Below are 19,904 nucleotides of genomic sequence, written 5' to 3'. Positions count from 1 at the left end.
TCTGCCATCTGCTTCCGACACCGGGGAGTGAGACTGCTCCGACGGGGTATGGCCCTTGTCTACAGAAACGAGAAAGTCATGCGAGTGCTGGTCACCGGCGCAACCGGATACATCGGGTCTCGGCTGATCCCGGTCCTCCTCGAACAGGGTCACGACGTGCACGCCGCAATGCGCGATCCGAGCAAGAAATCGCGCTTCGCCTGGGGCGCTCACGTCACCGCCGTGCACTTCGACCTCGACGAGCACGAGACCTTCGACACCGCGACCGAGAATGTCGACGCGGTCGTGTACCTCGTGCATTCGATGGACGAGGGCGACTTCGTCGAAAAGGATCGGCATGCCGCGCAGGCCGTGGCCGCCGCGGCCGAACGCAACGGTGTGCGCCGGATCGTCTACCTCTCCGGACTCATTCCCGACGACGGCACGCCGCTCTCGGATCACCTGCGCTCTCGCCTGCAGGTAGAGGAGACGTTCCTCGACAGTTCCGTCGACGCCACCGCGCTGCGGGCGGCGATCATTCTCGGTTCCGGATCGACGTCGTTCGAGTTGGTGCGACGGATGACCGAGCGGCTGCCGCTCACGCCCATCCCGACGTGGATGCGCAGGCAGGTCCAGCCCATCGCCGTCGTCGACGTGGTCGCCATCATCGCCCGCGCTCTCGGCGACACCGCACGCCCGGGAACGTTCGACATCGGCGGAACCGAGACGATGAGCTACCCCGAACTACTGCAGGCATACGGCAGCGTCGCCGGTCTGCGTCGCATACAGATTCCGGTACCGCTGTTGCCGACCGGTCTGGTGGGGCGCGCCGTCGCCAAGATCACCGCCATGCCTGCCGGCACGGTGATCTCGTTGGTCGACAGCCTCACCCACGACATGGTGGTGCGCCGCGGGAACGCAGCAACAGAGGTGTTCGCCGAGCCCGATACGTCGCTGATGAGCGTCCGAGAGGCCCTCGAGCGTTCGATCACCGTCACCGCCGAGGAGGGCACCGATGCCCACGCCGATCCCCAGGCTGCCGCCGACACCGATCCCGAGTGGGCAGGCGGAGTCGTCGATATCGTCGACGGCCATGTGCGGCAACGGCCGTCGGGCATCGTCGGAAAGGCTCTGCTCGGAGTGACCCGCTAACCGATATCGGCGTAGCGGTGGGCCCACGGCACGGCTCGCTCCAACTGACCGGCCAGTTGGACGAGCAATGCCTCGCCGCCGAGGGGTGCGGTGAAGTGCGCGCCCATCGGAAGACCCTCGGGGGTCCAGTGCACGGGAACCGACAGCGCCGGACGCCCGGTGACGTTTCCCAGCTGCGTGTAGGGAATCCACGAGATGTTGTCGTCGATCATCTGATCCACGATGCCGGTGTAGCGCAGGATTCCTGCAGTTCGGCTGCGCAGCAACAACTCCGATGCCAGCTCCAACGGCTTCGCCAGATCGAAGGCACCGATCTTCGGGGGGAGCTCCGCGAGAGTGGGCGTGAGCAACAGGTCGTAGGTCTCGAAGAAGGTGGCCAGCGCACGCACGTGCACATGGCGACCTTCCACTGCTTCGAGGTAGTCGACACCACTGGCGGATCTGCCCAGCGCCATGATGCGGGTGTCACGCTCGAATCTGTCGTCGCCGCAACCGGTTCTGCGTTTCACCTCGTCCATCTCCCACGCCAGGTAGGTGAACCAGGCCAGCAGGAATTCGCGGTTGAGATTCGCGTCGTCGTACGGTGGCGCGTCGAGAAGTTCGACGGTGTGGCCGAGATCGGTGAGTGCCTTCGCAGCCGACTCCATCGCGGCGACGGCATGCGGGTGGGGCGACGGATTGACCGATGTCACAGCGTACATTCCGATGCGTAAAGGCTTGGGGTCCTTGTCCACTCGGGACAGGAACGTTTCGTCCGGACGCGCGGGCAGATAGCCGGACGTCGCCTCACCGCCCGCCAGCACGTCGAGCATCGCGGCGGTATCGCGCACCGACCGCGACACGACGCCCTGCACTGCTGCCCCGTGCATGGGTTCGCCGAACGTGGGGCCCGACGGCACCAGTCCGCGTCCCGGCTTGAGTCCGACCAGACCGCAGCACGACGCCGGAATCCGGATGGAACCGCCGCCGTCGTTGGCTCCCGCCACCGGGACGATGCCGGACGCCACCGCAGCGGCCGATCCACCCGACGATCCACCGGGAGTTCTGCTGCGATCCCATGGATTTCGAGTCGCGCCGTGCACCGCCGGTTCGGTGATTCCCTTCGCCCCGAATTCCGGAGTGTTGGTCTTACCGAAGATCACCAGGCCGGCATCGAGCCAGCGCTGCACCACCGTGGAATGCTCGGGCATCGGCAGGTTCTTCAACGCACGCGATCCACTCGATGTGGGCAGGCCCGCGTAGTCCTGCGAGAGATCCTTGATCAGGAACGGCACGCCGGCGAAGGGGCCCTGCAACGGTCGCGTCAGCTGGTCGTCGGCTTGCTCCCGCATCACCCGAATCACGGAATTGATCCGCGGATCGATCGATTCGACCTGCGCCAGTGCGCAATCGAGCAGTTCGCGCGGTGTCACATCTCCTGCGGCCACGAGACCGGCCAGACCGAGGCCGTCGTACTGGCGATACTCGTCGATGCGCATACCGGCCACAGTATCCGAGGCCATGTCGGCCTCGGAGCGGAATCAATGCCGCGAGTTCGACCCAGCGAGGGGCCGCAATGCCCCCATCACGATCAACGAACACGCCAGGAGCGCAGCGACCACGAGCAACGCTCGAAGTACGTCACCGTGCCCGCCGAGGAAGCCGATGAGGGGCGGACCGCCGAGAAAGGCGAAGTATCCGATGGAGGCGACCACACTGACGCGAGCGGCGGCAGCTGCCGGCTCGTCGGCCGCCGCACTCATGGCAACCGGGAAGCCGAGGGAGACGCCCGATCCCCACAGAAACGCGCCCAGAAACGCAAGCGGCACAATCGGACTGAGCACGAACAACAGCACGCCGACCACCGAGACGCCCGCGAGACCTCGCAGTACGACGACGCGACCGTACCGATCCAGCAGACCGTTGCCGAACCACCGCACCGCGGTCATGGCGACCAGGAACGTGGTGAACGCCAGGGTCCCTGCGACGGCCGATGCATCGTATCCGTCGATCAATGCGATGTTGAGCCAATCGTTTCCGCTGCCCTCGGCAAACGCGAACGACAAGGCCACGACACCGATCAACAGGGTGCGCGGCTCCTTCCACCGAGCGAGGGCATGTGGCCGCGAGGTGTCGGGGGCGGGCTGTTCGGGTTCGGCGTCGGACTCGTTCAGAAAGTTACGGACTCCCCACGGGATGGCTCCGACGATCGCGGCTGCGACCGCCAGCAGATGCACCGTCACCGAGACGTTCAGCACCACCATCAGTGTTCCGATCAGGGCTCCCACCACGGTGCCCGCGCTGAAACCCGCGTGAAAGCGCGGCATGATCGATCGCCCGAGCCGTCGTTCGGCCACTGCGCCATGGACGTTCATGGCAACATCCCAGGCGCCGTTGGCGAATCCGAGCACGAACAGCCCGAGAAGCAACGGCACCACACCGACGAGATAGCCGGTGGAGATGATGGTCAGACCGGCCGCGAGGACGACAGACATCACCGTCACCGTGAGCCGAGACCCGAAGCGGTTGATGATGATGCCGGACAGCGGCAGGGCGAGCAACGACCCGACGGCGAGGGCCAGCAGCACGATGCCGAGTTGGGACGACGTGAGCTCGAGCCGGTCCCTCACCTGCGGAATACGCGATGCCCAACTGGCGAAGGCGAAGCCGGCTCCGATGAACGCGATGTAGGTGGCCCGTACCGCGGTGGTCGTGCGCGCCGAGGTCGCGTCGATATCAGACACTGTGAATTACCCTGTTTCTCTCGCTGTTCCGCAAGAGTAACGAACGAGGGCCGGCCGCAGCGATCGCCGCCGAACTCGAAGTTATGGATGGATTCCTGCCGAATTCTGTCTATAACTTCGAGTTCGACAGTCCACCCGCTCAGAATCCGATCGGCAGTCCCGCATAATTCTCCGCCAGTCCCGTTGCTCCTGCCTCGCTGGAGGCCACCCAACGCAACTGGGAGAGCTGCAACTGCGCGTCGAACGGATCGTCGCCGGTGTGCAGCATCGTCGTCATCCACCACGAGAAGTGCGTGCAGCGCCAGACGCGTCGGAGTGCGTCGTCACTGTAGGCATCGGCGGCACGGGAGTCGTTCTTGCCCAGCAACGATGTCAGCGCCGGGGCCAACAGGGCCACGTCGGCGACCGCGAGGTTGAGGCCCTTCGCTCCGGTCGGCGGCACGATGTGGGCGGCGTCGCCGGCCAGAAAGAGTCTGCCGTGTCGCATCGGCGTCTGCACGTAGCTGCGCATCGGCAGCACGCTCTTCTCGGTGATCGGTCCCGGTGTCAGCTCCCAGCCGTCCTGACCATGACCGAGCCTGCGTGCCAACGCATCCCAGATCCGCTCGTCGGACCAGGTGGCGATGTCGGTGCCGTTCGGAACCTGCAGGTACAGCCGGCTGACCGTCGACGATCGCATCGAGTGCATCGCGAATCCATCCTGATGCCAGGCGTAGATCAGCTCGTCCGTCGACGGTGCCACGTCGGCGAGCACCCCGAGCCAGGAGTAGGGGTACGTTCGCTCCCAGGTGTTACGCACCGAATCCGGCATCGCCGCGCGGCTCGGACCGAAGGAACCGTCGCATCCGGCGATGACGTCGGCGTCGATCCGCATCGATGTTCCCGACGCGTCGGTGAACGTGACGTACGGGGCGTCGGACTCCACGTCGTGCAACGCGGTGTCGGAGACGCCGTAATAGATCTGCTGACCGGCTTTCTCGCGCGCCGCAACGAGATCCTTCGTCACCTCGGTCTGCCCGTACACCCACACGCTTCGGTCCACCAGATCGCGAAAGTCGATGTGGTGTCGCTCTTCCGGCCACTGCAGATAGATTCCGCGGTGCTCGTGGCCTTCGCGATGCAACCGCTCGCCCAAGCCGTGGTCGTCGAGCAACCGAACCGTCGAATGTTCGAGGATGCCTGCCCGGATTCGCGAGAGCACGTACTGCTGCGTGCGCGACTCGATCAGAACGGAGTCGATTCCCTGCTCCCCGAGCAGGTGGGACAGCAGCAGACCCGCGGGCCCTGCACCGATGATGGCGACCTGTGTACGCATGCATCGAGTACACCGCGCATGCGACCTCCGGACAAGAGGCAGTTTCCACTCAGTGAAAGCCCGCGTTCACCCCCGTAGAGTTCGCTCGATCCCTCGGGCCGCAACCTGCAGAGCTGCAACCAGTCTGGCGCGATCTCGACCGATGCTCGGAACCACGATTCCCAGTGCGGCCACCACCGTCTCGCTCTCGCCGCGGACGGGTACGGCCACCGAACACGCTCCCAGTGTCATCTCCTCGACCGTCTGCGCATACCCCTCGCGATGCACTCGGCGTAGTTCGCTGTCCAACTTTCCCGGGTGAGTCACCGTGTACGGGGTGATGCGGGCCAAGCTCCCGAGCACTCGGTCGTGCACCTCGCGCGGAGCGTAGGCCAGCAACACCTTTCCGACTCCGGTCGCGTACAACGGCAGACGGGCTCCGACCCGGCTGATCGCGGGCACCGACGCGTGTCCGGCCAACCTGTCGAGGTAGAGCACCTCGTCGCCGTCACGAATGGCCAGATGCACCGTGGCGAGCGTGGCTCCGTAGAGATCGTGCAGGAACGGCGACGCGATCTCGCGCAGGTCGGACTGATCCGGGGCCAACATACCCAGCTTCCACAGCCGACGTCCGACCACGAACTTGCCGTCGTCGCCGCGAACGAGTGCTCCCCAGTCGAGAAGCTCGTGCACCAAGCGGTGAGCCGTGGCGATGGGAAGACCTGCGCCGTCTGCCAATTCGGTCAATGTCAACGCAGGCTTCTGCTCGTCGAACACGCCGAGCAACGCCAACAGTCGAGACGCCACCGAGACCCCCGGATCCCGCGCATTGCCCGCCACCTGCACGACGATAGCCTCCCCGGTCATCGCCGAGCTCGAAGTTATGGACGAATTTCAGCCGAAAGTCATCCACAACTTCGAGTTCGGCGGCCATCAGACCGCGGCAGCCGCGAAGCCGATTCTGTTGAAGCGCTTTTCGCGGGCGATCATCCGCATCGACGGATCCTGGGCGATCAGGTCGGCGAGCTCCCGGTGCAGCACCGCACCCACCCGGTCGCAGAACTGCTGCGATTCGTCCGCCGCGTCGGGCAGCTCGGGAATGATGATGTCGACGACACCGGCTCGGAAGAGATCGAGCGACCGTACTCCCTGCTTGGTGGCCATCTCGGCCGCATGAGCAGTGTCCCGATGCACGATGGCCGACGCACCCTCGGGCGGCAGCGGCGAGAGCCACGCGTGTTGAGCAGCAAGAACGCGATCAGCGGGCACCAGTGCCAGAGCGCCACCGCCCGTCCCCTGCCCCAACAGCAACGACAGCGTCGGTGTTTCGAGGTCGACCATGTCCGCGATGCACCGAGCGATCTCTCCCGCGAGACCGCCTTCCTCCGCCTCCTTCGACAGCGCCGCGCCCGCGGTGTCGATGACGGTGACGAGCGGAAGCTTCAGATCCTGTGCCAGACGCATACCGCGTCGAGCCTCGCGAAGCGCTGCGGGACCGAGCGGGGTCTTGGTCGTCTGCCCACGTCGATCCTGCCCGAGCAGTACACACGGCATGTCGCCGAACCGAACGAGAGCCAGAATCAGACCCGGATCCGACTCTCCCTGCCCGGTTCCGTTCAGCGGCAGCACATCTGCCGCCGTACTGAACAGCAACTCGCGCACGCCGGGACGATCGTTCCTACGGGAGGCCAGGATCGACGTCCACGCGGGCACGTCCTCGATCGTCCATTCGAGCGCCTCGACGGTGCGGGGCCGGCACGACGGGATGTCGGTCATGATGCGCAGCGCCCGATCGACGATTTCGCCGAGCTGCTCGGGCGGGCGGATGGCGTCGATGAGCCCGTGGGCCTGGAGGTTCTCCGACGTCTGCACGCCCGTGGGGAATTTCGCGTCGTAGAGGGCCTCGTAGACGCGAGGCCCGAGGAAGCCGACGAGGGCACCGGGCTCGGCGACGGTGACGTGTCCGAGCGATCCCCAGGACGCAAAAACTCCACCGGTGGTGGGGTGCCGCAGGTAGACGATGTACGGCAGGTTCGCCGCCTTGTGCGCAGTGATCGCGGCGGTGATCTTGACCATCTGCAGGAACGCGACGGTGCCCTCCTGCATGCGGGTTCCGCCGGAGGTCGGCAACGCGAGCAGCGGCAGCCGCTCGTCCGTCGACCGGTGCACGGCAGTGACGAGCCGTTCACCCGCCGCAACCCCGATCGAGCCGGCCAGAAATGCGAACTCGCCGAGCAGGATTGCGACCTTGCGGCCCCGAATCGTCGCGGACCCGGTGAGGACGGATTCGTCGAGACCGGTCTTCTCACGGGCCGCCGCGAGTTCGCCCGCGTACTCGTCGTCGATGACGTAGTCCGCGGTCGGGGTGTCCCAGGAGTCGAAGCTGCCGGGATCGATCACCAGATCGAGCAGTTCGAGGGCGGTCATTCTGGTCATCGGATCGCTTCTTTCAGCCAGTCGCGGACGAGCTCGTCGTCGGCACCGAGTACCGGCGGAGCCAGATGATTGGTTTCGGTGACCTCGGTGCCGTCGGATTCGAAGAAGCGCAGCGGCGGCCCCGGAAGAGTGACCGTGCCCAACGTCGCGTGCTCGACGTCGACCAGCAGGCCTTGAGATTTGGTCTGCTCCCACTCGTACACCTCTTGCACGTTGCGCACTTTGCCTGCGGGAACTCCGATCTCGTCGAGAAGGGCCAGCAGCGATTCGGTGTCGTAGGTGCGGAAGATCTTGGAGACGAGTTCGATGACGTCGTCGCGACTGTCGACGCGTTGTGGGTTGGTGGCCATGCCTTCGAGATCGGGGTCGATACCGAAGCCCTCGCAGAACCGATGCCACAGGCCCTCGCTGCCCACGGAGATCTGCACTGCGCCATCCGAGGTCGGAAACAATCCGTACGGGCAGATCGATGGGTGATGGTTGCCCTGCGCCGTGCCGATCTCGCCGGCAACGGTCCACTTGGTGCCCTGGAAGGCGTGTACTCCGACGACGCTGGCGAGCAAGGAGGTACGGACGACCTTGCCGCGTCCGGTGCGGTCGCGTTCACGCAGTGCGGCGAGAACGCCGAAGGCCCCGTACATTCCGGCCAGCAGGTCGGCGATGGGAACGCCGACGCGTTGGACGTCCTCGGGACCGGAGCCGGTGAACGACATCAGCCCGGCCTCACCCTGGGCGATCTGGTCGTAGCCGGAGCGGCCACCCTCGGGGCCGTCGTGACCGAATCCGCTGATCGACAGCACGACCGTGCGCGGGTTGATCTCGGCGATGCGTTCGGGCGAGAAGCCGAGGCGGTCGAGCACTCCGGTGCGAAAGTTCTCGAGCAGCACGTCGGCTCGTTCGATCATGTGCTCCAACGCTTCTCGGCCGTCGTCGGTCTTGAGATCGAGTGCGATGGATCGCTTGTTGCGGTTGGCCGAGAGGAAGTAGGTCGACTCACGTTCGGCGTCGCGCGGAGTGACGAAGGGGGGACCCCAGACTCGGGTGTCGTCGCCGCCCTTGGGGGTCTCGACCTTGATGATGTCTGCGCCGAGGTCGCCGAGCATCATGGCCGCGTGCGGGCCGGCCAGGGCACGGGTCAGATCGACCACCACGGTGCCTTCGAGCGGTCCGGTTCTGCCTGTCGTGTTGAGGGGCATCGAATTGATCCTTACGTCGAAGCGAGGTGAGAGCCGGACCCGAAGTCCGATTGGATGACTGGGCTAGTGGCCTAGCCAATTCCATTGGACCAGCGAACCTCAGAGAAGTCAAGTACCGATGTGCGGGCCTTTGCCCAGCTCAGACGCGTGATGGCGGCACGTCGAACACACGTGCCGCCATCATCGAGAACCGCATCCGAGCTACTGTCGAGCTACATCCAGCCGGGTACTACCAGCAATCCCCAGGCGACCAGTGGACCGATGACCACAACCAGAGCGCTGTACTTGAGGATCTGCTTGTAGAACACATCTCGGTCGATGTCCTGGGCGTTGGCGAGCACCAGGGCTCCGTTGGTGGAGAACGGGCTGACGTCGACGATGGTCGAGGCGATGGACAGTGCCACGATGACTCCGATAGCGCCTACTTCACCCGCGAGCAGGAACGGAACGGCCAGCGGGATGGTGACGCCGAGGATCGCGGTGGACGACGCGAAGGCCGAGACGATGGCACCGATGTAGCAGAGCAGCAGCGCCACCAGGAGCGGGATACCGATGCTCGCGACCGAATCGCCGACGTACTCGACCGTTCCGGCTTCCTGCAGGACCCCGACGAACGTGAGCACGCCGCCGATGAGCAGAACCGTCGACCAACTGATCTGGTTGATCGCACCCTTCTGCGCCTTCGGCGATGCGAGAGCGAGAACCACGGCCACCGTCATCGCGATGAAGCCGACGTCGAGATCGAGCACGAGTGCGAACAGCGCCAGCGAGGCCAGGCCGACGAGCGTGAGAATTTGATCGAACGAGATGGCCTTGACCGCGGTGGCCAGGGGCGGTGCATTCTCGACCGTGACGGTCTGACCGGACGGCCGAGGCGTCGAGGAGCCGAAGCCGCGCATGACCGTTCGCGAACCCGAACCGCCGACTCCGCCGGTGTCGCCGTCGGGACGACTGCCGTCCTCGTCGTGCACGCTGCGTCCGATGAGGGAGCGCCCACCGAGGAACATGAACAGCAGCGCACCGATCGCGGCGTTGAAGAACAGGCTGCCGAGGAAGAGTGTGAGCGGACTGTTGACGAGACCCGCGTTGGCGGCGATGTTGTTGACCGTGACGCCGTAGATGCTGATGGGCGAGAATCCGCCTGCCTGCGCGCCGTGGATGACCATCATGCCCATGAGCAGGGCGTTGATCTTGTAGCGCGCGGCAAAGCCGAGCGCGATGGGGGCCACGATGGCCACAGCGGCAGGCCCGAGCGCCCCGATGGAGGTCAGGACGCCGGTGATGCCGAACATCACCCAGGGGATGAGCGCCACCCTGCCACCGACGAGTCGAACGGCTCCGCGGACCAGCAGGTCGACAGTGCCGTTGTTCTGCGCGATGGCGAACAGGTAGGTGATGCCGACGAGCGTCAGGAAGAGACTGCTCGGGAAGCCGGCAATGATGTCGTCGGCACCCATGCCCACGGCAAGTGTTCCGACGAAGAACGCCGCCACGAACCCCAACGCACCCATGTTCACGGGGAACACGGTTGCGGCGAGGAACATGACGACGAGCGCAAGGATGGGTATCAACTCGGTCGACATCGAAGGTCTCCGGTCCGTCTCTGGTGTCACTCGAGCGGTCGCCCGAGATCTTCAGTGGCTAATTGGACTGGCCACTGAGTCATTAAGGACTCAACCAGTGAACTGGATCACTTGTCAATACATGCCATGACCTGAGTCACCGGTTACCGGACAGTTAAGGTGGAGTTCCAGAGGAGCAGAGAGCGAGTGACACAGTGGCTGAGCAAATTCGCCCCGTGACCCGACCACGGCTGTACGAGGTCATCGTCGAACAGCTGTGCAAGCACATCGCCGATCGCGACATGAACCCTGGCGATCGACTTCCGCCCGAGCGTGAACTGGCCGGACATCTTGGAGTCAGCCGTGCATCGCTGAGCCAGGCCCTCGTCGCCCTCGAAGTGCAGGGCATCCTTGCCGTGCGCCACGGCGATGGGGCGGTACTCGTCCGACGGCCCGTGGGCGACATGGCAATTCGCGCCCTGCGCGAACACGCCGACCGTCTACCCGAAGTGATCGAGGCCCGAGAGGCACTCGAGGTCAAGCTCGCCGAACTGGCCGCAACGCGGCGCAGCGACGACGAGATGGCAGCCATCGACCACGCGGTGTCCGTGATGGCCACCGAGATCACCGACGGCGATCGCGGAGACTCCGGCGACGAGCTCTTCCATCACGCCATCACCGAGGCCGCTCACTCACCGCTGCTCGCCCGCCTGATGGGTGAGATCGCCGAACTGATTCGCGAGACCCGCATCGAGTCGCTGTCGCAGTCCGACCGTCCCCAGGCCTCGCTCGAGCATCATCGACGCATCGCCGAGGCCGTCCGCAATCAGGATCCGGCCGAGGCGGGCCGGGCAATGGCCGACCACATCCGACTCGTCTCGGATGTGGCGCTATTGCGCTCGGTCGACGGCTAGAGAACTCCCCGCCGAGCTCGAAGTTATGGATGAATTCTGACCCGAATCCGTCCATGACTTCGAGTTCGGCAGCTCGGGCAGCACCCATGGTTGACATCCACGACATCGTCGCGCCATCATTATTGGCACAGCGCCAATAAACCACAGTCGCGCTTCGAGCCAAGGACCCCCCATGACTGCACTCGCAGACCGCTCCACCGACGACCTCGCCACCGAGCTCGGCGACGTGCGCCAGCTCGCCCGAGGATTCTTCGAGAAAGAGGTCGCACCGCACCGGGAGGAATTCGCGGCGGCCGGACGCCCCAGCCGCGAGGTCTACCGCACCGCAGGCAGCCTCGGGCTGCTCGGCATGTCGGTACCCGAGCAATACGGCGGAGGCGGCGGCGACTTCCGACACGAGGCAGTGCTATTCGAAGAACAGGTCCGCGCCGGCGACTCGGCCATGCAGCTCGGCGTGCACAGCGGCATCGTTCCGCACTACATCCTGGCCTACGCGTCCGAGGAGAAGAAGCAGCGGTGGCTGCCGAAACTGTGCTCGGGCGAATGGATCGGAGCCATCGCCATGACCGAACCGGGCACCGGATCGGACCTGCAAGGCATCACAACCCGCGCCGTGCGTGACGGCGACGACTACGTGGTGACCGGCGGAAAGACGTTCATCTCCAACGGAGCTCACTGCGATCTGCTCATCATCGCCGCCAAGACCGATCCCTCCGCGGGAGCCCGGGGACTGTCCTTGCTCGTCGCCGAGGTCTCCGATGACACCGAAGGTTTTCACCGCGGACGCGTGCTGCACAAGATCGGCCAGAAGGGCCAGGACACAGCCGAACTCACCTTCGACGGTCTTCGCGTTCCCGCCTCGAATCTGCTCAGGGGCGGGAGTGGAGCCGGCAGGAACGACCAGGAAAGTCATGAGGGTCGCGGTTTTGCGCAGCTGATGCAGCAGCTCCCCCAGGAACGCCTGATCTGCGGCATCGCCGCCGCTGCGATGATCGACGCCGCCGTCGCGCAGACCGTCGAGTACACCAAGTCGCGCAGCGCGTTCGGCAAGACACTGTTCGATCTGCAGAACACCAAGTTCGAGCTCGCCGAATGCGCCACCATCGGCCGCGTCGTGCGCACCTTCGTCGACGACGCCATGGCACAGCATATTTCGGGCACACTCGACGTCACCACGGCCGCAATGGTCAAATACTGGACCACCGACCGACAGTTCGAGGTGGTCGACCGGTGCCTGCAGCTCTTCGGTGGGTACGGCTACATGGAGGAATACCCCATCGCCCGCATGTTCGTCGACGGACGCATCGCCCGCATCTACGCCGGTGCCAACGAAGTCATGAAAGAGCTCATTTCCCGTTCCCTGTAGAACTCGGCAATCTTGTTGCCCCAGAAAGGCACCCCATGGAGGCATTCCTCTACGACGCAGTGCGCAGCCCACGTGGCCGCGGCAAGAGCTCCGGCTCACTGCACACCGTCAAGCCGGTCGACCTCGCCGCGAACACGTTGTCCACGTTGCTCTCTCGACACTCCCAGCTCGATCCGGCCCTGATCGACGACATCGTGCTCGGTGTCGTCACCCCGGTCGGCGATCAAGGCTGCGACATCGCCCGAACCGTCGCGATGGCGGCCGGCCTACCGGACAGCGTGGCCGGCGTTCAGCTCAACCGCTTCTGCGGATCGGGGCTCGAGGCCGTCAACACTGCGGCGCAACGTGTTCGGTCCGGATGGGATCGGCTCATCGTCGCCGGTGGCGTCGAATCGATGTCTCGTGTGCCGCTCGGGGCGGACGGCGGCGCGTGGCCGTGCGACCCGCTGACCAACTACGGCAGCTACTTCGTCCCACAGGGAGTCAGCGCAGATCTCATCGCGACGATCGAGGGGTTCGATCGGGACGAGGTCGACGCCTACGCGGTACGTAGCCAGCAACGAGCGGCGCATGCCTGGTCGATGGGCCACTTCGAGAAGTCGGTCATCCCCGTCTTCGACGCCAACGGCCGGCTGATGCTCGATCACGACGAGATCATGCGACCCGAGACCACCACTGCCGACCTCGCCGCCCTGACACCATCGTTCGCACAGATGGGTTCGCTCGCCGGGTTCGACGCCGTCGCGATGCAGAAGTACACCGAGGTCGAGCGCATCGATCACGTACACCACGCCGGTAACTCCTCCGGCATCGTCGACGGCACCGCGATGGTTCTCATCGGCTCCGAAGAGGCCGGTCGCGCAGGCGGATTGACCCCACGCGGACGCGTCGTGGCCGGGGTCGTCGCCGGATCGGACCCGACGCTGATGCTCACCGGCCCGGTTCCGGCCACCCACAAGGTGTTGGCCGCGGCGGGACTGGGTCTCGACGACATCGCGGTGTTCGAGGTCAACGAGGCATTCGCTTCGGTGGTGCTCAACTACGCGAAGAAGCTGGACATCGACCACGAGCGCATCAACGTCAACGGCGGCGCGATCGCGATGGGCCACCCACTGGGCGCAACGGGAGCGATGCTCACCGGAATGGCTCTCGACGAGCTCGAGCGCCGGGGCGAGCGCTATGCGCTGATCACGCTCTGCATCGGTGCCGGAATGGGCGTCGCCACCATCATCGAGCGCCTGTGACCACCCCCGCGCTCGAACAACGACCCGAGGACACGATGAATACCTCTGCTGCACTGACGACGTCGACGATCACCGGCGAGATAGGGACCGACCGCGTACTCGTGGTGACGATCGACGACCCGACGCAGTCGACCAACACCATGAACACCGCGTTCGGTGAATCGCTCGGTCGGACCGTCGACTGGCTCGAGGCCAATCGAGACGCATTCGACGGCGTCATCGTCACCTCGGGAAAGGATTCGTTTTTCTCCGGTGGTGACCTCGAGTTGTTGCGCGACGCGGGCCCCGCAGACCATGCACGCATCGCCGATGCCCTCGACTTCACCAAGGACAAGTTCCGTCGGCTCGAGAAGCTGGACAAGCCCGTCGTCGCTGCACTCGGCGGCACCGCGCTCGGTGGCGGCTTCGAGATCGCGCTGGCCTGCCATCACCGAATTGCAGTGAACAGAAGCAACTCTCGCTTCGGCCTTCCCGAGGTAACCCTCGGTCTGCTCCCTGGCACGGGCGGAGTCACCCGAACGGTGCGGATGTTCGGAATCGTCGGCGCATTGACCCAGGTCGTGGGCCAGGGGCAGCGCTACCGGCCGGCCAAGGCACTCGAGATCGGACTGATCGACGAGGTCGTCGACACCCACGAGGAGATGATGGCGAACGCACGTGCCTGGATCGTCGCCAATCCCGTTGCAGTACAGCCCTGGGACAGGAAGGGGTTCGAGATTCCCGGCGGCACCGCGGCCTCACCCGCGTTGGCTGCGCAGCTGCCTGCCTTCGCGGCCACCGTACGCAAGCAGGTCAAGGGTGCACCCATGCCCGCTCCCATCGCGGTGGTTGCTGCCGCGGTGGAAGGGTCGGTGCTCGACTTCGAGTCGGCGTCGATCGTGGAAACCCGACACTGCACGGCACTCGCCTGCGGTCCGGTCTCGGGCAATCTGATCCAATCGATGTTCTTCGATCTCGGATCCATCAACAAGGGCGGCTCTCGTCCGAGCGGCGAACCGCACCGGGTACCCGAGAAGGTGCTGGTGATCGGAGCAGGGATGATGGGTGCCGCCATCGCCTACGTCGTCGCGTCGGCCGAGGTTCCCGTCGTACTGCGTGATGTCTCGATCGAATCCGCCGAGCGTGGAAAGGATTACGCGCGTTCGATTCTCGGCAAGGCCGTCGCGAAGGGGCGCACGACCCAGGCCGACGCCGATGCGGTGCTCGCTCTGATCACACCCAGTTCCGACGCGGCCGATGCCGAGGGGTGCGATCTGGTCGTCGAGGCCGTGTTCGAGGATTCCGCCGTCAAGCAGGGCGCTTTCGAGGCCGTCGAGAAGTATCTGACCGCCGACGCACTGCTGTGCTCGAACACCTCGACCCTGCCCATCACCGAGCTGTCGACGGGAGTCTCGCGCACCTCGGACTTCGTCGGCACGCACTTCTTTTCTCCGGTGGACAAGATGCCGTTGGTGGAAATCGTTGTGGGAGAACACACCAGTGATTCCACTCTGGCCCGCGCATTCGACTTCGTCCGTCTGATCGGCAAGACGCCGATCGTCGTCGGAGACAGTCACGGCTTCTTCACCACTCGCGTCATCGGCCGGTTCATGGACGAGGCGATCTCGCTGGTCGCGGAGGGCGTGCACCCCGCCACCGTCGAGCAGGCCGCTCTCCAGGCGGGCTACCCGTCCGGTGCGTTGGCTCTCATGGACGAGATCTCGTTGACCCTGTCCAGGCACATCCGCGAGGGCATGGCGCAGGCCGCCCGCGCCGAGGGTCGACCGTGGATCGTGTCGAATTCGTATGCTCTGGTCGATCGACTGGTCGACGAGTTCGATCGGCCCGGCCGCAAGGGCGGTCGCGGCTTCTACGAGTACGCCGAGGACGGCACCAAGGCGGGGCTGTGGCCGGGCCTGGTGGAGCACTACCACCGCCCCGATCACGGAATTCCGTTCGAGGACATGATGGATCGCATGTTGATCGCACAGTCCCTGGACTCGGTCGCATGCCTGGACGAGGGAGTCCTACGCACGGTCGCCGATGCGAACATCGGCTCCATCCTCGGCATCGGCTATCCCGCCTGGACCGGCGGGGTGCTGCAGTTCGTCGATCAGTTCGACGGCGGGCTGCAGGGGTTCGTACATCGAGCCGACGAGCTGCGGGCACGGTACGGCGATCGGTTCGTCGTACCGAGGTCACTGCGCTCGCGCACCGAGCGGTACCTCTGACGCCTCACGGAGTCGGCTCGGTGCGATCATGAGAACCATGCCGGCTGCAAGTACACCCAAGTGGAATCGACTCGAACCGGACGAGCGTCGGACACAGATCCTGGCCAGCGCCGTTCGGTTGTTCGGCGACAAGCCGTACGCCGAGGTGTCGATGTCGGACGTCGCCGCCTCGGCCGGCGTCGCCCGCGGGCTCATTCACCACTACATCGGCAGCAAACGCGATCTGTACCTCGAGAGCGTTCGCTTCCTGGTCACCGTGCCGCCGATCGAAGACGTACATCTGCCCACGGGCTCACTCGAGGAGCGGGCCCGTGGCAGTGTGCACTGGCTGGTGGGGGTGATCGAGACACACGGCACGGCGTGGGTGTCGATGGCGAGCGGGTCGGGTGTGGACGAACAGGTGGCGCAGATTCTCGACGAGGCCGACGATCTGGCTGCCGAACGCGTGCTCGACGCAACGGCATTCGAGGGCAGAGGCGGTGACCGTCGCATCGCGACGTCTGCGGTGCGCGCGTTCGGCGGCATGGTCAAGGCAGCGGGCCGCGAGTGGTTGGTGCGCGGCACACTGACGCCCGAGCAGGTCGAGACTCTGCTGACGGATGTGCTCGTCACCGTTCTCGCAACCGCACGTTCCTTCGACGACGCTCGGGAACGTTAGCAAGACAACCGTTTTCGCGGAATCGCCAGCCGGGTCGCCCTACACCTCCACTATTGACACAGTGCCAACAAGGTGGAACTGTGACGGTATTCACCGGGGCGCCCTCGCCCCCTCTCGCACAAGGGACTCGACATGTATCTCACCCAAGGCCTGCATCGCTCCGCCGCAACGACTCCGAACCGCGCAGCGACGGTGTTCGGCGATCGCGTTCGCACCTTCGCCGAACAGATCGACAGAGTGGCACGACTGGCGGCAGGCCTGCACTCCATCGGCGTCGAGTCCGGCGATCGAGTTGCGATGCTGGCGTTCAACAGCGACCGCTACTCGGAGTACCTGCTCGCGGTGCCGTGGGCCGACGCCGTGCTCAACCCCGTGAACATCCGATGGTCGCCCGTGGAGGTCGCGTACGCACTCAACGACTCCGACACCAAGGTCCTGCTGGTCGACGACACCTTCGGTGCGATGGTCCCGGCACTGCGCCCGGCATGTGCCGGCCTGCAGACCATCGTCTACTGCGGAGACGGCACCACCCCCGAGGGCATGGTCTCGTACGAGGACCTGGTCTCGTCCCACGATCCCGTCCCCGACGCCCGCCGTAGCGGCGACGCACTCGCAGGACTCTTCTACACCGGCGGCACCACCGGCTTCCCCAAGGGCGTCATGCTCTCGCACGCGAACCTCGTCACCTCCGGCCTGGGAACGGTGGCGACCGGACAGCTGCTCGACGACGCATCGATCCTGCTCCATGCCGCTCCGATGTTCCACCTCGCCGATCTGGCCGCGTGGGTGGGGCAGGTCATGCTCGGCGGTACCCACGTCATGGTTCCATTCTTCGAGCCGACCGCCGTCCTCGGCGCGATCGCCGAGCATTCGATCACCGATGTGTTGTTGGTACCGACGATGATTCAGCTTCTGGTCGACCACCCCGCATTGAGCGAGTTCGACACCTCCTCGCTCAGTCGTGTGCTGTACGGAGGATCCTCGATCTCCGCAGGCGTCCTCGAGCGCACCCTGGCACGCCTCCCGCAGGCCCGTCTCACTCAGGCCTACGGCATGACCGAGCTCGCACCGGTCGCATCGCTGCTCTGGCCGGAACACCATGTGGGAGAACGCATCGGCTCGGCCGGTCGCGCGGCCCCGCACTCGGAGATCCGGATTCTCGGCCCCGACGACGAGCAGTTGGCCACCGGATCCGTCGGCGAGATCTGTGTTCGCGGTGGACACGTGATGCTGGGCTACTGGAACAAGCCGGACGAGACCGCCGCGGCCGTTCGCGACGGTTGGATGCACACCGGCGATGTGGGCTACCTCGACGCCGACGGATTCCTGTTCGTCGTCGATCGACTCAAGGACATGATCATCACCGGCGGCGAGAACGTCTACAGCGCAGAGGTCGAGAGCGCACTGAGCCGCCATCCCGCCGTCCTGGCCTGCGCCGTGATCGGTGTGCCCGACGGCGAATGGGGCGAGCGCGTCCACGCCTGTGTCGTGTTGGCCGATGGCACCTCGCCGACGGTCGAAGAACTTCGCGATCACACCCGCAGCTACGTTGCCGGATACAAGACCCCGCGCACCATCGAGTTCGTCACCGCGCTGCCCATGAGCGGCGCGGGAAAGATCCTCAAGCGCGAACTGCGGGACGCCCACGTGGCGAAGGACGCGCTCGGAGCGTCCCTGTGACCAGCCAGGTCCAGGCGCGAACCACGTTCGATTCCTTCTCCCCCATCGACGACGGTCCGGTCGCCTCCTTCCCCGTCGATGGGACGGAGTCCGTCGCGCGGACGGTCGGACTCGCGCGAAAGACACAGCGCACATGGGCCTCGCTGCCGCCACGGTCTCGCGCCCGACACCTGCGGGCATGGCGACACGAAATCTGGAGTCATCGAACCGAATTCGTCGATCTCATTCACCGCGAGAACGGCAAACCCGCCGACGATGCACTGCTCGAGATCGTACTGACCCTCGAGCACATCGCGTGGGCGGAGAAGCAGGCACCGAAGCTCATGCGGTCGCGCCGAGTCGGCCCCGGGTTGCTGCTCGCGAACTACTCCGCTCACGTGGAGACGGTGGCACTCGGTGTCGTGGGCGTCATCGGTCCGTGGAACTACCCCCTGTATGCACCCAACAGTGCGATCGGTTCGGCGCTGGCAGCAGGTAATTGCGTGGTCTTCAAGCCGAGCGAATACACCCCCGCGGTTGCGGCCCGATACGTCCGCGCCTTCCACGAAGCCAATCCGTCTCTGCCACTGGGCATTCTGTCGCTGGTGACCGGATACGGCGAGACCGGTGCCGCGCTGTGCCGATCGGGTGTGGACAAGATGGCGTTCACGGGCTCGACGAGAACCGGCTCGAAGATCATGGCCACGTGCGCCGAGACGTTGACACCGGTGGTCGTGGAATGCGGCGGCAAGGATCCGGTGATCATCGCTGCGGACGCGGACATCGCGGCAGCAGCCGAGGCGGTGGCCTGGGGAGCATTCGGCAACAGCGGGCAGACGTGCGTCGGAGTCGAGCGGGTGTACGTGGAGCGGAGTGTCGCAGCACAATTCACCGGCGCTCTCGTGCAGCATGCGCGCTCCATCCGGCCCGGTGGTGATGCGTCGGCCACCTACGGGCCGATGACGATGCCCGGCCAGATCGACATCGTTCGACGCCATCTCGCCGACGCCGAGGCGGCGGGTGGTCGAGCACTGATCGGCGGACTGTCCTCGATCGGCGAGCGATTCGTCGGGCCCACCGTGTTGGTGGACACCCCCGAAAGCTGCTCGGCCGTTCGCGAGGAGACCTTCGGCCCCACGGTCACCATCCGTGAGGTCGACAGCATCGACGAGGCGATCGAGCTGAGCAACGATCATCGGTACGCTCTCGGCGCTTCGGTGTTCTCCCGCAGGCAGGGCAAAGAGATTGCGGCGCAGCTGGTGTGCGGTCAGGTCACCGTCAATTCGGTGATCGCGTTCGCCGGAATGGGATCTGTTCCGATGGGCGGCGTCGGTGCCAGCGGCTTCGGGCGGGTACACGGCGACGAGGGGTTCGCCGAGTTCTGCCGCACTCACAGCCGCGTCACGAAGCTGTTCGACATCCCCGGATTCGAGCTGGTGACGCTCCACCGCAAGCGCTGGGTCATGCCGCTGATCGACCGCCTGCTCGGGCTCCGTCACCGTCGGTGATCG

The 19,904-nt window shown here is 65.5% G+C and carries 15 protein-coding genes; 8 read left to right on the top strand and 7 right to left on the bottom strand.

Annotated features, from left to right (window positions below):
* Positions 1-78: 78 nt before the first annotated feature.
* Entirely contained in the window at positions 79-1,131 is a 1,053-nt protein-coding gene (locus tag NY08_RS19175; RefSeq protein ID WP_158462596.1) for an NAD(P)H-binding protein, read from the top strand.
* Here the strand turns inward: NY08_RS19175 and NY08_RS19170 are convergent.
* The 7 genes from NY08_RS19170 to NY08_RS19140 form a co-directional block, all read right to left on the bottom strand.
* Positions 1,128-2,609, bottom strand: a complete 1,482-nt coding sequence (locus tag NY08_RS19170) for an amidase (protein WP_045200781.1) — start codon at positions 2,607-2,609, stop codon at positions 1,128-1,130. The genes NY08_RS19175 and NY08_RS19170 overlap by 4 nt on opposite strands.
* A gap of 42 nt (positions 2,610-2,651) precedes the next feature.
* The gene (locus tag NY08_RS19165; protein WP_045198132.1) at positions 2,652-3,854 is read right to left on the bottom strand and encodes an MFS transporter; all 1,203 of its coding nucleotides are present in this window, start codon (positions 3,852-3,854) and stop codon (positions 2,652-2,654) included.
* A gap of 139 nt (positions 3,855-3,993) precedes the next feature.
* Positions 3,994-5,169: a 4-hydroxybenzoate 3-monooxygenase gene (locus NY08_RS19160; protein ID WP_045198131.1), complete on the bottom strand. Its 1,176-nt coding sequence runs from the start codon at positions 5,167-5,169 to the stop codon at positions 3,994-3,996.
* Positions 5,170-5,235: 66 nt separating this feature from the next.
* Positions 5,236-5,988, bottom strand: coding sequence for an IclR family transcriptional regulator (locus NY08_RS19155; RefSeq protein WP_045200779.1), 753 nt, complete (start codon positions 5,986-5,988; stop codon positions 5,236-5,238).
* A gap of 93 nt (positions 5,989-6,081) precedes the next feature.
* The gene (locus tag NY08_RS19150) at positions 6,082-7,584 is read right to left on the bottom strand and encodes a carboxyl transferase domain-containing protein (RefSeq protein WP_045198129.1); all 1,503 of its coding nucleotides are present in this window, start codon (positions 7,582-7,584) and stop codon (positions 6,082-6,084) included.
* Positions 7,581-8,780: a CaiB/BaiF CoA transferase family protein gene (locus tag NY08_RS19145; protein WP_045198127.1), complete on the bottom strand. Its 1,200-nt coding sequence runs from the start codon at positions 8,778-8,780 to the stop codon at positions 7,581-7,583. The genes NY08_RS19150 and NY08_RS19145 overlap by 4 nt, the downstream gene beginning before the upstream one ends.
* A gap of 212 nt (positions 8,781-8,992) precedes the next feature.
* On the bottom strand, positions 8,993-10,363 hold the full coding sequence (locus NY08_RS19140; protein ID WP_045198125.1) for an SLC13 family permease: 1,371 nt from the start codon (positions 10,361-10,363) through the stop codon (positions 8,993-8,995).
* 194 nt (positions 10,364-10,557) lie between these two features.
* Here NY08_RS19140 and NY08_RS19135 point away from each other — a divergent pair, with 194 nt between their 5' ends.
* From NY08_RS19135 to NY08_RS19105, 7 genes are all read left to right on the top strand, one after another.
* Positions 10,558-11,256 carry a FadR/GntR family transcriptional regulator gene (locus tag NY08_RS19135; RefSeq protein WP_045198123.1) on the top strand — a complete coding sequence of 233 codons (699 nt, stop codon included), beginning with the start codon at positions 10,558-10,560 and terminating at the stop codon, positions 11,254-11,256.
* Between the two features lie 172 nt (positions 11,257-11,428).
* Complete coding sequence (locus tag NY08_RS19130; protein ID WP_045198121.1) at positions 11,429-12,622, top strand: acyl-CoA dehydrogenase family protein; 1,194 nt, start codon at positions 11,429-11,431, stop codon at positions 12,620-12,622.
* Between the two features lie 35 nt (positions 12,623-12,657).
* Positions 12,658-13,866: an acetyl-CoA C-acetyltransferase gene (locus NY08_RS19125; protein WP_045198119.1), complete on the top strand. Its 1,209-nt coding sequence runs from the start codon at positions 12,658-12,660 to the stop codon at positions 13,864-13,866.
* 35 nt (positions 13,867-13,901) lie between these two features.
* Positions 13,902-16,076 (top strand): 3-hydroxyacyl-CoA dehydrogenase NAD-binding domain-containing protein, encoded by a 2,175-nt coding sequence (locus NY08_RS19120; protein ID WP_045200778.1) that lies wholly within the window; start codon positions 13,902-13,904, stop codon positions 16,074-16,076.
* Positions 16,077-16,104: 28 nt separating this feature from the next.
* Positions 16,105-16,734, top strand: coding sequence for a TetR/AcrR family transcriptional regulator (locus tag NY08_RS19115; protein WP_327205171.1), 630 nt, complete (start codon positions 16,105-16,107; stop codon positions 16,732-16,734).
* Positions 16,735-16,866: 132 nt separating this feature from the next.
* Entirely contained in the window at positions 16,867-18,414 is a 1,548-nt protein-coding gene (locus NY08_RS19110; protein WP_045198115.1) for an acyl-CoA synthetase, read from the top strand.
* On the top strand, positions 18,411-19,901 hold the full coding sequence (locus NY08_RS19105; protein ID WP_045198113.1) for an aldehyde dehydrogenase family protein: 1,491 nt from the start codon (positions 18,411-18,413) through the stop codon (positions 19,899-19,901). Before NY08_RS19110 ends, NY08_RS19105 begins: the two co-directional genes overlap by 4 nt.
* Positions 19,902-19,904: the final 3 nt, after the last annotated feature.

The sequence above is a fragment of the Rhodococcus sp. B7740 genome (genome assembly GCF_000954115.1).
GTDB lineage: Bacteria > Actinomycetota > Actinomycetes > Mycobacteriales > Mycobacteriaceae > Rhodococcoides.
Note: the sequence above shows the minus strand (reverse complement) of the source record. Positions and strands in the feature narration are given on the sequence as shown.